Annotated in this window: 13 protein-coding genes, 2 tRNA genes and 2 pseudogenes; 13 read left to right on the top strand and 4 right to left on the bottom strand. The window is 52.9% G+C overall.

Annotated features, from left to right (window positions below; translation table 11 throughout):
• Positions 1–318 precede the first annotated feature (318 nt).
• From QRN55_RS00335 to QRN55_RS00320, 4 genes are all read left to right on the top strand, one after another.
• Entirely contained in the window at positions 319–1,872 is a 1,554-nt protein-coding gene (locus tag QRN55_RS00335; protein WP_233123107.1) for an undecaprenyl-phosphate glucose phosphotransferase, read from the top strand.
• Between the two features lie 67 nt (positions 1,873–1,939).
• The gene (locus tag QRN55_RS00330) at positions 1,940–2,089 is read left to right on the top strand and encodes a hypothetical protein (protein WP_111838955.1); all 150 of its coding nucleotides are present in this window, start codon (positions 1,940–1,942) and stop codon (positions 2,087–2,089) included.
• Between the two features lie 171 nt (positions 2,090–2,260).
• The gene (locus QRN55_RS00325) at positions 2,261–2,857 is read left to right on the top strand and encodes a hypothetical protein (protein ID WP_233136347.1); all 597 of its coding nucleotides are present in this window, start codon (positions 2,261–2,263) and stop codon (positions 2,855–2,857) included.
• 295 nt (positions 2,858–3,152) lie between these two features.
• Positions 3,153–3,229, top strand: a tRNA-Pro gene (locus tag QRN55_RS00320).
• 156 nt (positions 3,230–3,385) lie between these two features.
• Here QRN55_RS00320 and QRN55_RS00315 read toward each other — a convergent pair.
• A complete protein-coding gene (locus QRN55_RS00315; protein WP_284773864.1) occupies positions 3,386–3,979 on the bottom strand; it encodes a tyrosine-protein phosphatase in 594 nt (197 codons plus the stop codon).
• Between the two features lie 96 nt (positions 3,980–4,075).
• On the bottom strand, positions 4,076–4,663 hold the full coding sequence (locus QRN55_RS00310) for a YqaA family protein (protein WP_284773862.1): 588 nt from the start codon (positions 4,661–4,663) through the stop codon (positions 4,076–4,078).
• Positions 4,664–5,111: 448 nt separating this feature from the next.
• Between QRN55_RS00310 and QRN55_RS00305 the strand changes: the two genes are divergently transcribed.
• Positions 5,112–5,759, top strand: a complete 648-nt coding sequence (locus tag QRN55_RS00305) for an exopolysaccharide biosynthesis protein (protein ID WP_111838952.1) — start codon at positions 5,112–5,114, stop codon at positions 5,757–5,759.
• On the opposite strand, the gene QRN55_RS00300 is transcribed toward QRN55_RS00305, so the two are convergent.
• Entirely contained in the window at positions 5,746–6,030 is a 285-nt protein-coding gene (locus tag QRN55_RS00300; protein ID WP_284773859.1) for a hypothetical protein, read from the bottom strand. The two genes, QRN55_RS00305 and QRN55_RS00300, sit on opposite strands and share 14 nt — an antisense overlap.
• Before the next feature lie 176 nt (positions 6,031–6,206).
• Between QRN55_RS00300 and QRN55_RS00295 the strand changes: the two genes are divergently transcribed.
• From QRN55_RS00295 to QRN55_RS00270, 7 genes and pseudogenes are all read left to right on the top strand, one after another.
• A tRNA-Asn gene (locus QRN55_RS00295) sits at positions 6,207–6,281 on the top strand.
• A 159-nt stretch (positions 6,282–6,440) separates the two neighbouring features.
• Positions 6,441–6,632: pseudogene (locus tag QRN55_RS24405) on the top strand (DUF6538 domain-containing protein); the annotation flags it as partial.
• A gap of 765 nt (positions 6,633–7,397) precedes the next feature.
• A pseudogene (locus tag QRN55_RS00290) lies at positions 7,398–7,844 on the top strand (integrase core domain-containing protein); the annotation flags it as partial.
• Positions 7,845–8,289: 445 nt separating this feature from the next.
• The gene (rfbF, locus tag QRN55_RS00285) at positions 8,290–9,060 is read left to right on the top strand and encodes a glucose-1-phosphate cytidylyltransferase (RefSeq protein WP_112499471.1); all 771 of its coding nucleotides are present in this window, start codon (positions 8,290–8,292) and stop codon (positions 9,058–9,060) included.
• Positions 9,060–10,127 carry a CDP-glucose 4,6-dehydratase gene (gene rfbG / locus QRN55_RS00280; RefSeq protein ID WP_284773857.1) on the top strand — a complete coding sequence of 356 codons (1,068 nt, stop codon included), beginning with the start codon at positions 9,060–9,062 and terminating at the stop codon, positions 10,125–10,127. The genes rfbF and rfbG overlap by 1 nt, the downstream gene beginning before the upstream one ends.
• Positions 10,124–10,684: a dTDP-4-dehydrorhamnose 3,5-epimerase family protein gene (locus QRN55_RS00275; RefSeq protein WP_284773855.1), complete on the top strand. Its 561-nt coding sequence runs from the start codon at positions 10,124–10,126 to the stop codon at positions 10,682–10,684. Before rfbG ends, QRN55_RS00275 begins: the two co-directional genes overlap by 4 nt.
• Positions 10,681–11,904: a class I SAM-dependent methyltransferase gene (locus tag QRN55_RS00270; protein WP_284773853.1), complete on the top strand. Its 1,224-nt coding sequence runs from the start codon at positions 10,681–10,683 to the stop codon at positions 11,902–11,904. The genes QRN55_RS00275 and QRN55_RS00270 overlap by 4 nt, the downstream gene beginning before the upstream one ends.
• Before the next feature lie 13 nt (positions 11,905–11,917).
• On the opposite strand, the gene QRN55_RS00265 is transcribed toward QRN55_RS00270, so the two are convergent.
• Positions 11,918–12,679, bottom strand: coding sequence for a cephalosporin hydroxylase family protein (locus tag QRN55_RS00265; protein ID WP_284773851.1), 762 nt, complete (start codon positions 12,677–12,679; stop codon positions 11,918–11,920).
• A gap of 34 nt (positions 12,680–12,713) precedes the next feature.
• Here QRN55_RS00265 and QRN55_RS00260 point away from each other — a divergent pair, with 34 nt between their 5' ends.
• On the top strand, positions 12,714–13,478 hold the full coding sequence (locus QRN55_RS00260; RefSeq protein ID WP_284773849.1) for a formyltransferase family protein: 765 nt from the start codon (positions 12,714–12,716) through the stop codon (positions 13,476–13,478).
• Positions 13,479–13,494: the final 16 nt, after the last annotated feature.

Below are 13,494 nucleotides of genomic sequence, written 5' to 3'. Positions count from 1 at the left end.
GCTCATCGGCACCGGCCCTTCAATCCAAAAGGATTTGACATCTCAGTTTGCGGCCCTGGAAACGACGTTGCCACCGAAGCGACCGTTTCCAACAGGCTCACAGTTGCGGGTAAACAGGTATTGCGTATCCCGCGCCCCATTTTCGCGAATGACCCCAAAAACGGCCATAGCGCGCCAAAACAACGATTGTTAGTTTTAGAAAACGCATATATACACCGAATGATGGTACAAAAAACCGGCACTAAAAGCCCTATACTCTAAGCGTTTCTTAGTGAGTTTTTTGTACTCTCCCGCCATTCGAGACTGCGGAAAGACGGTATGAGCAAGGCTGGAGGAGACAGCACCCCGATCGACCTGGATGCCTTGCGCAAGAAACTTGCCCGCAATGCAGACGGCGGCAGCGCAAAACAGCGCGAACCGGTTACGCTCAACCCGCTGGCGCTACAGGTGGCGAACCAGCTGCGCGCCACAAGCCATTCACCCAACATCGTCATAGGCCAGCTTAGGCTGTTCGATTTCGTTATCCTCACGGTTATCGGTATTCTCATCAACGCGCTGGAGGCCCCGGAAGCGTTCGGCTCTCGCGTTGCGCTGATTGCAATCTGTGTCTGGAACGGCGTGTTCTGCTCCATTTTGCTGCAAACGGCGGATGCCTATCAGCTTCCACTGCTGCGGCGCGCCATGCAGACCATGCCACGCATTCAGGCTTCGCTGCTTGCGTCGTTTGCGCTAACCATCTTGCTAACTGCCGCTCTTCTGCCTGCCGAACACTACTCGTGGCAGATGCTGGGGCTGTGGTATGGCGCAAGTGCGGTGTTTCTGCTGGTGGAGCGTATCATTGTCGGCCTGATGATTCGCCACTGGGGCAGAAACGGGGTGATGGAACGCCGTGCCGTTATCGTCGGCGGCGGTCAGGCGGCGAAGGATCTCATCCGTTCGCTGGAAAACCATGACAACGACATCCGCATCTGCGGCATATTCGATGATCGCAAGAGCGCACGCTCGCCTGATGTTGTGGCTGGCTACCCCAAACTCGGTACTTTCGCGGAACTGGTGGAGTTTGCCCGCCTGACGAAGCTCGACATGCTCATCATTTCCATTCCCATGAGCGCGGAAGCGCGGATATTGGAGCTCATTCGCCAGCTCTGGGTGCTGCCAGTCGATATTCGGATTGCTGCCCACGCCAACAAGCTGCGCTTTCGTCCGCGCTCCTATTCGCACATCGGCACCGTGCCGATGCTTGATGTCATGGACAAACCTCTGCGCGACTGGGACTCGGTTGCCAAGCGCGCATTCGACGTCATATTCAGCATCGTGTGCATCGCCATCCTGTGGCCTCTCATGCTGGGCGCCGCTATTGCGGTAAAGTCCACCTCGAAGGGACCGATCCTTTTCAAGCAGAAACGGCATGGCTTCAACAACGAGACGATCAACGTGTGGAAGTTCCGCTCCATGTTTACGGAGATGAGCGATCCCACCGCAAAGAAAGCCGTGACCAAGAACGACCCACGCGTGACACCGGTCGGCAGGTTCCTTCGCAAATCATCCATCGATGAGCTGCCGCAATTGTTCAACGTGCTCGCTGGCGACCTTTCGCTTGTCGGCCCTCGCCCGCATGCGGTGCACGCGCAGACCGGCGATCTCAAATACACCGAGGTCGTGGAGCATTATTTTGCACGTCATAAGGTTAAACCTGGCGTGACCGGCTGGGCGCAAATCAACGGCTGGCGCGGCGAAATCGACCATGGCGACAAGATAAAGAACCGCACCGCCCACGATCTATACTACATCGAGAACTGGTCCCTCTGGCTCGATCTTAAAATTCTTGTCCTGACGCCCATTCGACTTCTGAAATCCGAGAACGCTTATTGAGCCGTTACGGAACCTCTTTTAATTTCATGCGTTTGCGCCCTGCAAAATTGTTGCACAGGGGTATTACATGACGCGGACAAACAATCTTTATCTCATCATCGGCGCGCTGATTATTGCAGTGGCTGGCCTTGGCATTTACGTCTGGCACGAAGAGAGCAAGCCCAAGGGCATTGAGATGAACATTGGGCCCAACGGCGTTTCCGTCCAGGAAAATTGATCGCCACCAGCTTCGCGCAGGTTGAAGAACCTAGACCGGTTTGTGTCAGTTTTTTAACACGACAAAAACCGGTCTTTTCATGAGAAGAGGCTTTGAGAATGCTCACTTCAAGGAAGTGATGGCTGTGTCGCAGATGCATGCGGCAGGCTGAAAATCAGGAAATAGTCAGTGATGGCTTCGGGACTCGTATCGTATGTACAGCTTCTGTCCACCGAACTCGCACTCAAGGCCATAGAGCAGCAACAGGAGCGCTCCGTCGCTCTGCTGCCCACAGAGATCGATCAGCAATGCGACTCCACCATTGCAAGCGCTGTCGATGTGCCTGCGCCAATGTCTTCGGCGCCCCTCATCTCGCTTGTTCCCGAGACACCGGAATCTGACGACGATATCACAGGCGCACCATTCATGCGCAGCCTCAAAGCGTGGATCGGCGAGCTATCGGCAGATCATGCAAGCGTCAACCAAGGCAATGCCATGGCACAGTCTCTGACATCAGGAACCTTGAAAATCCACGACCCAGTAGAAGGCGTCGCCATCACGGCCTGGGATGTGTCTGGCGAGCGCCCGCACACCATTCAGCGCGACGAAATCAATGCAGTGGGCTGGAGCCAGTTCCTGAAACAACGCGTGAAGCGCGGCGAAGCTGGTTACGCCAAAGATGCAGACGGCAACTACATGGATGTGATTTCGGGACAGAGCGCTTACTTCGGCGCGGTGGGCAGCAAGTTCTATTATCTCACTTGGCCAAAGATGAACGCCGAGGTGTGACATCAAGAAATGGGAGACCCGCCGCTGTCCCACCCAGCATATGGCGGGTCTCTACCGTTTACCCCTCCAGTCAGGGCAACTGAAGAAAACCACGAGAACCGTAATATGGCAAGATCGTGGCAGCGATTTTGCATAATAATTATTCACGCCGCCTCATAAGGTGCAAATAGTCGTCGACACACGCAAAACGGCGCAGCTACTGGGACCTATCAACACCCTTCGCCGGTGTTTTTGAAGCAATCTCGATTTTCCACTTGCGCATGATCGGCCATCTATATAAACGCCTGTCCTGTGTCGGAGCGTAGCGCAGCCCGGTAGCGCACTTGACTGGGGGTCAAGGGGTCGTGGGTTCGAATCCCGCCGCTCCGACCATTAATTCAAAGACTTGAGGCCTCCCCACCCTCAAGCAGTTTACAGAATTTCATTCAGTTTACAGTTGATGTTCCTGACACGGGTCTCCAGCCGGTTTCGAATGACCTCGACCGAATACCAATCCAGATATACCAGAAGCGGGAGCTGCTTCGCTCATCAGATCACATGTTCGTTCGTATCGACCATGCTCGTGATGGCACGCGCATCTTCGATTTTTTCCCAGCTTTTATCCATGGCGTAGGCCGCAGACAGGTAGGGAATGCCGAGGTGGCCGAAGCGGATGGAGAGTTGATGTTCAGCGGTGTCTTCGTCCAGTCCCGCAACGCGGTTCACGTAGATTGCGGAAGCGAGGCCTGTGCGGTCTGAGCCGGACTTGCAGTGGATGAGGATAGGCTTGGGCGCATCGCGCATGATCTGGATGAGCTGCGCCACTCGCCCCAAGCCGAGCTCTTTATAAGCAGACATCCCGAAATCAACGTGCTGGACGCCGAGTTGCTCAGCCACTGCCACTTCTTCCCGGTACCAGGATGAGCCGTTATTTGCACCGCGCAGGTTGATGATGGTCTTTATGCCATTTGCCTTGACGTAGTCTGCCAGACGCGTGTCCGAAAGCTGGCTGGAGCGATAGAGTTGGCCGGCAATGACCTCATGGGAGTTGCCTGAAAGCTGAAGCACCCCGATATACGCCAGGAACACCAACGGCGTGAGTGCGATTGGTAGAACACCCCGAAACAAAATCCTGCGCATCATCATTTTTCCTGTTTGTCTGGCAGGAGAGATGATCGCGAATACTGACACTAAGCTGAATGATGCCCTTAGCGATGAGGACGCCTAGATCAAGCCTTGTCACCGCACGAGGACATAGGTGGCGTAGACGGCAATCAGCGAGCCCGCCGTAACGGCTGCGATCACACCAAGGCGTTTTTCGATGAAGTCACGGATGGGTTCGCCATAGCGCTGGAGCAACCCGGCGAGGATGAAAAAGCGGGCGGCCCGGGTGACGACAGCAGATAGAATAAAGAGGCCGAGACTGATGTTTGCGGCACCGGAGAGAATGGTGACAACTTTGATGGGCGGAAGATGCGCGAGGCCCGAGGTGACGAGAAGCAGCAAAATCGTCTCGTAGTCCACGGAAGCTTTCATCTGCTCGAAACTATCCAGCTTTCCATAGAACTCCAGCACAGGTCGCGCGACGCTTTCGAAGGCGTAATGCCCGAGATACCAGCCGCCTATGCCGCCCAGCACAGACGCAATCGTTGCGACCAAAGCATAGAACATCGCACGCTTCGGCCTTGCCAGAACCATGGGTATGAACAGCACGTCAGCGGGAACGACGAACACCGAGCTTTCCACGAACGCGACGATTGCCAGCCACCACACCGCAGTTTTCCGCGCCGCCAGCGCCATTGTCCATGCGTATAGCCTCTTGAGCATACCTTACCCCTTCAAACGCCGTTGCGACTGTGCTGACGGCTTATGACAAATCTTGCAAGGCATTATTGAGGCGATGACGGTGACCATGTTTCGCAGCGCAGCATGATCTATGCGCAACATTCCCAGTGGACGAAGAAACAATATGTTGCAGCGCAACTACAAAATACATTTATACTGGTAAATTATTGAAATCGGAGTAAAATCATCAGCGGGACGAATGGAGGAGGAAATAACCATGGACTATGTAGGCTTCGTTACTTCACTGAACCCTTTTATCATTGGCATTCTCGTACTCGTGCTCCTTGCTGGCGCATACAGCTCGTGGGTATCTCACTAGCAGCCAACTAACTGCACATACCAATAGCTGCGCCAAAGAGTTGCGTTTGCCATAGGCACGCCATTTCTTGAATGTTATCTATCCCGCATCGAAATCGTTCCGGGATAGAGCATGACGCAGAAATATACGTTTACAGATACATCCGAGAGCCTCAGCACAGTTTTGGAAAGGCTGATCGGTAATCTGACTGGCAAAACGATCACTCTGCGTGAGTTGATGGAAGCGATTGGTGAGCAGGGTCTCCTGCTGATGTGCGCCATCGCTTGCCTGCCTTTCCTGATACCCGTGTCGATACCGGGTGTGAGCACGATTTTTGGCGCGGCTATCGTGATGATCAGTCTTGCGATCACTCTCAACCGCCTGCCATGGCTACCAAGACGTATCCTCGACAAGGAAATGGAAACAGCGCGCCTCACACCTGCCTTGCAGAAGGGTGTGAACATCGTGTCGAAGCTGGACCGCTTCATGCGCCCTCGCCTGCCCGCGCTGACCGCAGGTGCCGTTATGGCGCGCATCAATGGTCTTGCCATCATGGCCTCTGGAATACTGCTGATGATGCCGCTGGGTTTCGTGCCTTTTTCCAACACACTACCCGGCGTGGCTATCCTGCTGTTTTCAGCGGGCATGATCCAGCGCGACGGCGCGACCGTGCTGGGAGGCTACGCTTTCCTCATCCTGACCACCATTTACTTCGCAGCCCTCGGTTATGGTGCTTTCTGGGCAGGACAAGGCATCAGCAACTCGCTTACGGGCGCGTAATGCCTCCGCGGCGCGCCTGACGGGCGCGCTGCCGCCTCGCCCACCAGATTGCCAAGCGCCTGCGCTTGCGCCGCACATAGGGCAGATCCTGCGACAGGATGAGAAGCCCCAGCGGCACCATCCAGAATCCAAGGATGGGCAAGAAGCCAAGTATGCCACCGACGATGAGCAAAACGCCGATAATGATACGCCCGACTCGCGATTGCGGCATCGGCATGCTCCATTTTCCCAAATGAAGGCGCCCCGTTTGGGGGTGAAGACCGAACGTCATTTGGAAACTTCCCTCTGAGGAACAGTTGCTGAAAACTTTTTTAGAGCCAACATTCCCGGAAAAGTGGGGACTTCGGTGGATAAAACAAGAGGATTTCATTTTTTTTGAAAAAAGCGCTTGGCAAATCGGAAAAGCATTTGTATTACCCCGCTCACACCGCGCCAAGCAGCGCACGTTCCCTGGTAGCTCAGCGGTAGAGCATTCGACTGTTAATCGACAGGTCGCCGGTTCGAATCCGGCCCGGGGAGCCATTTTTACCAATATGGTTGAGTGGTACGCTGCAAATAAAGCACAATAAAATTAGTTAGTTATTTGGTGGCGCGACGGTAGATTTCAGTGCCAACATACTCCGCATATCGTGTTTCTTGCTACATTTTGGCCAAATTCCGGCCTACAGCAAGCGGGGTATCATGGGATCAGAAGACCTATCTAGGTACGTGGTGAAAGATCCCGCAACCGGCATCTATTGGTACTATCGACGCGTGCCGACCGAAGTCGCGCACCTCGACAAGCGGGTGCATGTCAAGAAGAGCCTGAAGACCAAGAATCACAAAGATGCGCTCGACAGAGCAGAAACTCTGCATAGGGCATCTGAGGATTATTGGCGGGCGCTACTCGATGGAAGGAACGCAGTCGAAGCGATCGAGGAGTACCAGGCTGCGGTGAAAGCTGCACAGAGCATTGGCTTCACATACCGGCCAGCACCACAAGCGGCACTGCTTGACTTGGTCGAGTTGGAGCGGCGACTGAGTGTGGCAGAGCAACACTTCGATACGTCGGCGACAATCGTGGATGCGGCACTCGGAACAGCGAGTGAACCCAAACCCCGAGTGAGTGACATCTGGAAGCTCTACCTTCAGCACAATGAAGCCAGCCTTACCGGCATGTCACCCAACCAGATGCGAAAGCACAAGATTTCGCACGAGCGTGCCATCCGATATTTCAACGATCTCATCGGCGATCGCGAGCTGCACAGCATCGATCGTGCCGACACGATTAGGTTTCACGATTGGTGGATGCGCAAGATTAAAGATGAAAAGCTGAAGGCCTACAGCGCCAACCGCAGCTTTACGGATATCGCCGGCATGCTTGCTGTCATGGATGACGGACTTCACACGCAGTTTCATAAGGAGTGGGAGAATATCTGGATCAAAGAGACGAATGCGACCAAACTCGACAAGCGACTGCCCTTCCCTCCTGCATGGATACAAGAAAAGATCCTCGCACAAAGCGCGCTGGACGGTCTCAACGATGAAGAAAAGGCGATCATCCATACTATGATTGAGACGGGGATGCGGCTGGGTGAACTGCCCCCATTTCGACCGGACAGTCGGCATAAGCAGAAAGGCTCAAGCACAGGCTTGGGTATTCGTCTCGCCTTCATTATCGACGCCTTCGACCGCGAGATCATCGCTTGGACGGCGGTTGCCAATGCAGGCATCTCCGGCTCAGACGTACGCGACATGATGTTGGAGGCGGTCGAGAAACGCTTCCATGCAATCCGAGCCCCGCATGCTATCGAGCATCTCTTTGACAATGGCTCGGCTTATACCACGCGGGACACGAGGCTGTTTGCGCAAGCACTCAATCTGACGCCCTGCTTCACGCCGGTCGCCAGCCCGCAGTCGAACGGCATGTCGGAAGCCTTCGTCAAAACGTTGAAGCGGGACTATATTCGGATATCAGCTCTACCGGACGCCCAAACAGCGCTCCGGCTCATCGACGGATGGATCGAGGACTACAACGAAATCCATCCCCATTCCGCGCTCAAGATGGCTTCCCCTCGGCAGTTCATCAGGGCGAAATCAATCTAGCCGACTTGTCCGGTTAAATGGGGTGCACTCCACTGGGCGAGGTTTGTAACCTACGGCCTCAGGATATTCACCTGTACGACGAGATCCCGCACGTCGAGGTCGAGGAGCGCGACGATCGCAGAAACAAGACGGATTCTTCGATTAGACGCATTCCCATCGTCGGCATTGCGCTCGAGGCGATGAAGCGACATCCGTAGGGCTTTCCGCTCTACCAGGACAAGGCCGATACAGCGTCGGTAAACATAAACTTGGCACTTTCAGCGTCACTCTATGTGGCACATAGGGATGTCGAAAAATCCTGTCGCCGGGGCCATTCAAAACCTTAGTTTTGGATCCAACATGTTATTAGAGTGCCTAAGCAAATATGTCCAATTGACAACTTGAGCCGCTCTAAGCCATTAACGCCTGATTGAATCCGAGCAAGTGCTTTTGAGGGCAGACGAAGATGAAAGCGGTTATTCTGGCAGGGGGACTGGGGACCCGAATTTCGGAAGAAACGCATCTTCGACCAAAACCAATGATTGAGATTGGTGGTCAGCCGATCCTTTGGCATATTATGAAGCTTTACTCCGCACATGGGGTAAACGACTTCATCATCTGTTGTGGCTACAAAGGCTACGTAATTAAAGAATATTTTGCGAATTACTTTCTACACATGTCGGATGTAACATTTGACATGTCGCACAACGAGATGCAGGTCCATCGTCGCAATGCAGAACCTTGGAAGGTAACATTGATAGACACCGGCGAAGCCACGATGACCGGCGGTCGCCTGAGACGGGTTCGCGAATATCTGCAAGGCGAGGATAGCTTCTGCTTCACATATGGCGATGGACTGAGCGACGTCAATATTAGCGAAGTCATCAAATTCCACACCGAGCATGGCAAAATGGCCACGGTTACCGCGGTACATCCACCCGGCCGATATGGCGCGCTGGAGCGATCTGGAAATCAGGTCATTGGGTTCGTAGAAAAGCCGCGTGGCGATGGCGGCCTCATCAATGGTGGTTTTTTTGTACTTTCTCCAAAATGCCTCGACTTCATCGAAGGCGACAGCATGCCTTGGGAGGGCAAGCCGATGATGAGCCTCGCATCGCAGGGCGAAATGATGGCGTACGAACATGATGGCTTTTGGCAACCCATGGACACGCTACGTGAGAAAAACCTTTTAGAAGATCTTTGGGCGACCGATAAAGCTCCCTGGAAGATTTGGTGATGGCAGGCGGTGCAAAACCCAATCATAACTTCTGGCGCGACAAAAATGTCTTCCTGACCGGACATACTGGGTTTAAAGGTGCCTGGTTAAGCCTTTGGCTTGCACGGATGGGCGCAAAAGTGACGGGAGTGTCTCTGGCCCCAACCGGCGAGCCTAGCCTTTTCTCGCTCGCAAACTCCCCCATCGAAGCAAATTATTTCGAGGACATCAGGAACGGCGAAAAGCTTTCCGAGATCACTCGAAGCGCATCTCCAGACATCATTCTCCACCTTGCCGCGCAGGCGCTGGTACGCCCTGGCTATGAAGACCCGATAAAAACGTTTGCCACAAATGTGCTTGGCACAGCCAACCTGCTCGAAGCAAGTCGCTCAGTCCCGACTACCCGCGTCATTGTCGCGGTGACCACAGATAAGGTCTACCAAAACCTCGAACATTCCTTCCCCTACCGGGAAACGGACCAGCTAGGGGGGCACGATCCGTACAGTGCCAGCAAGGCGGCTTGCGAGATCGTGGTTTCCAGCTATCGTGACAGTTTTCTGCGCAGCAACGGAGTTGCGGTGGCAACGGCCCGCGCCGGGAATGTGATTGGCGGCGGCGACTGGTCTGCCGATCGGCTTTTACCGGATGCGGTTCGGGCTTGGCAGTCCGATATCCCACTCCACGTGCGACGGCCTGAGGCGAATCGGCCTTGGCAGCACGTTCTTGAACCACTTTCCGCATATTTGGTTCTCGCGGAACGTCTCTGGGACAATTCAAATCTTGCTGACAGCTACAATTTCGGGCCCGTGAGCCATGAAGCCGCCCCCGTGCGACAAGTGATTGAGATTGCCCAGACCGCATATGGCCGAGGCGAAGTGATTTACGGTGATGGGACTGAAGGACCGCATGAGGCGGGGTGGTTGGCGCTCGAAACAGCCAAGGCCCGCCATACTCTTGATATTGTGCCAAGATGGCATCTTTCCGAGGCTGTTACGCGTACCATGCGATGGTATAAGGCACACCATGATGGCGCGAATGCCCGCACTCTTTGTGAAGCCGAAATTGCTGAATATGAGGATCCAGCGTGAGCCGCTTTACCGACAGCGAACTGTCACTGGCTGGCCTGAAGCTTGTTGAGCGCCAGAACTTTGGCGATCACCGCGGCTTCCTTTCACGCATTTTTTGCGCCGAGGAACTGGCAAATGCTGGTTGGACGAAGCCAGTTGCGCAGATCAACCTTACAAGGACGACGCAGCAAGGGACCGTGCGCGGTATGCATTTCCAGCATCCACCTTATTCGGAAATGAAGCTTGTAAACTGTGTGCGCGGCGCAGTCCTTGATGTGGCGGTTGACCTTCGAGCCAACTCGCCGACATTCTTGAAATGGCACGCGGAAGAGCTATCAGCCGATAACCGCCGTTCGCTTCTTATCCCCGAAGGTTTCGCCCACGGGTTCCAAACTCTGACAGATGATTGTGAAATTCTCTATTTTCATTCAGCACCCTATGTGCCGAACTCAGAAGGTGCCCTCAACGCGCTGGATCCAGCACTGAAGGTCCGCTGGCCGCTGGCTATTACGGAAATGTCCGAGCGGGATCGCCTCCACCCACACCTGACCGAAAAATTTACGGGACTGACATTATGAAATGCCGCCATTGCGACAGCACGCTTCGCTGCGATTTTCTGGACTTGGGCTTTGCGCCGCCATCCAATGCCTATCTCTCGGCAGAAGCACTTTCGGCCCCAGAGCTTTATTTTCCTTTGAGACTGAAAGTTTGTGAAGAGTGCTGGCTGGTGCAAACGGAGGATTACGCCTCAGCGAAATCACTCTTCAGCTCCGACTACGCCTATTTTTCCAGCGCCTCCAAGGGTTGGCTTGCTCACGCAAAACGCTATGTCGAGATGATAACGGAACGGCTAGACCTCAACAAAGACAGCATGGTCATCGAGATTGCCTCGAATGATGGCTACCTCCTGAAAAATTTCCTTGCCGCTGGTATTCCCTGCCTCGGCGTCGAGCCCACCCATAGCACGGCAGATGCAGCCGAAGCGCTCGGTATTCCGGTCGCACGAGAATTCTTTGGCGAATTTTTCGCCAGCTCGCTCGTTGACCAAGGTAAGAGCGCCGATCTCATTCTCGGCAATAATGTCTATGCACACGTCCCCGATATCAACGATTTCACCCGCGGCATGAAGCTGGCGCTCAACGCAGGGGGAACGATTACGTTGGAGTTCCCGCACGTGATGCGACTGATTGAGCAAAACCAGTTCGACACGGTCTATCACGAGCATTTCTCTTATCTCTCGCTGTTTACCGTTACGAAGATTTTCGAAGGCGCGGGTCTGAGGGTTTTTGACGTTGAAGAACTGCCTACCCACGGCGGCAGCCTGCGCGTCTATGGCTGCCACGATGGAGACGAGCGAGATACATCTACCGCCGTTCACGCGGTGCTGACAGAGGAAGCACGCCAAGGCTTGCGCGGCGTAGAGGTCTATAGAACGTTTCAGAAAAAAGCTGAAAAAGTTAAAGACGACGTACTAGCTTTTCTTTTGAAGGCGAAAGAAGACGGAAAAACGGTTGCCGCTTATGGAGCCGCAGCAAAGGGCAATACACTTTTGAATTTCGCTGGCGTCAAACCAGATTTATTGCCTTTCGTCTGTGATGCGGTAGTCTCGAAGCAAAACAAATTCATGCCAGGAAGCCACATTCCGATACACCATCCAGATGAATTGATGAAAAATCGACCGGATTACGTGATGATCTTGCCTTGGAATATTGCAGCTGAAGTAAGAGAGCAGTTGGCAGTGCTGGCAGAGAACGGGACGAAGTTTGTCACTGCGGTGCCAGTACTCTCAGTTCAATAAACGAGGAAATACATTATGTATCGGTTTGTTTGCGACACATACAAAAACCGCCAAATGACTGCGAAAATATCAGTTTTCCGTTTAGCGGCCCGTCAACGGCAAAATTATTATTTTCTAGAAGAAACGTTCGCAGGGCTGTCAGCGGATCGTTCCCTTTATAATAAGTGCTAGATCGACTTATCCTGTCGTCGTCATCAAGTCTACCGAGAATGGTATTGGTGACGACGAGGTAACACCCTTCTGAGACGAGCGATGAATAGAGGCGGCATTCTTCAAGTACGTGCTCATATGAGTGATTGCTATCTAAAACCACCATCACACGTGAGTCAGAAGGGATTGAGGATGCTACAATATTGTAGATATCTGAATCGAGTGAATGCCCCTCCACCAGTTGGATTTTCGTCGAAAGCGGATGATCCTCAATAGTTTTCCTGTTGTGCGCGCGTATATCAATATCTACACCAATGACCTTGGATTGGGCGTCTCCCAAGGCAGCGAGTATTGATGCCATAAAGATAACTGAGCCACCGCGCGCCACTCCGACATCAACAATCACATCTGGTCGAGTTGCCCAAATTGCTTCCTGTGTCACAATTATATCCGGCGGAAGCTGGATAATCGGCACTCCCATCCAAGTCCATAAATAAGAGTAATCGTACTTATTCAACTGCTTAAACAGACGCACCGACTCTGCTTCAATTTTTTTGTCTTCGCCTAGACGCGAAGATAACTCCAGCATCCTGTCCCGGAATTGTTGACGATCATCTTTGGCCATCGTAATTCAACCCTCAAATTCAAGGAATAGTTCTATGTCGGTGAATAGCAGATCAGTTGTGGCATGCGCAGATGGCGTGGTTGGAAAAATTCTAATTGAATGGATTTCCATCAATTTTCCGAACGCTCTTTCTCTGGTTGTCACGATCTCCGAGAACGAGATATTTCAATATTGTAAAGCGAAAGAAATAAACGTCGAAGCCTTGGCTGGACGCCCTCTTGGATCATCTATTCAAGAAAAATTACGAACTCAAATAGACATCGGCTTGTTGCTTTGGTGGCCTTCTATAATAACCGCATCTGACATTAATGTTGCAAAAGAGGGTTTCATCAACACGCATCCAAGTCTCCTCCCTTTTCACCGAGGAAAGAACCCAAACTTCTGGGCTCTCAAGGCTGGAGAACCATTTGGAGTGTCGCTTCACTTTCTTGGCCAAGGAATTGACGATGGAGATGTGGTCGCTCAGAAAGAAATTCTCTATGATTGGACTGATAATGCCGAAACGCTATATCGTAAGAGCCAAGAGGAAATCGTGAATCTTTTTCAAAAGATTTTCCCTTTTATTACAGAGGGATCTGTGACGCGGCATCATCAAAACCTTGAAGAGGGCAACTTTCACTACGCCAAAGAGATGGTTGAGGCTAGCCATCTCGATTTGGACAATATTCAATCAATCAGAGACACTCTAAATATCCTGAGAGCGAGAACCTTCTCAGGATATCCTTCTTGCTGGTTTCATGACGAAAAAGGTAATGAATACGAGGTTCGCGTATCCATAAATAGACGTCCTCATCGATAGAAAACGACTGCCGTCC

It is taken from the genome of Agrobacterium sp. lyk4-40-TYG-31, assembly GCF_030209855.1.
In the GTDB taxonomy this organism is placed as follows: Bacteria; Pseudomonadota; Alphaproteobacteria; order Rhizobiales; family Rhizobiaceae; genus Agrobacterium; species Agrobacterium vaccinii.
The sequence above is the reverse complement of the archived record's forward strand: the minus strand, read 5'-3'. Positions and strand labels throughout refer to the sequence as shown.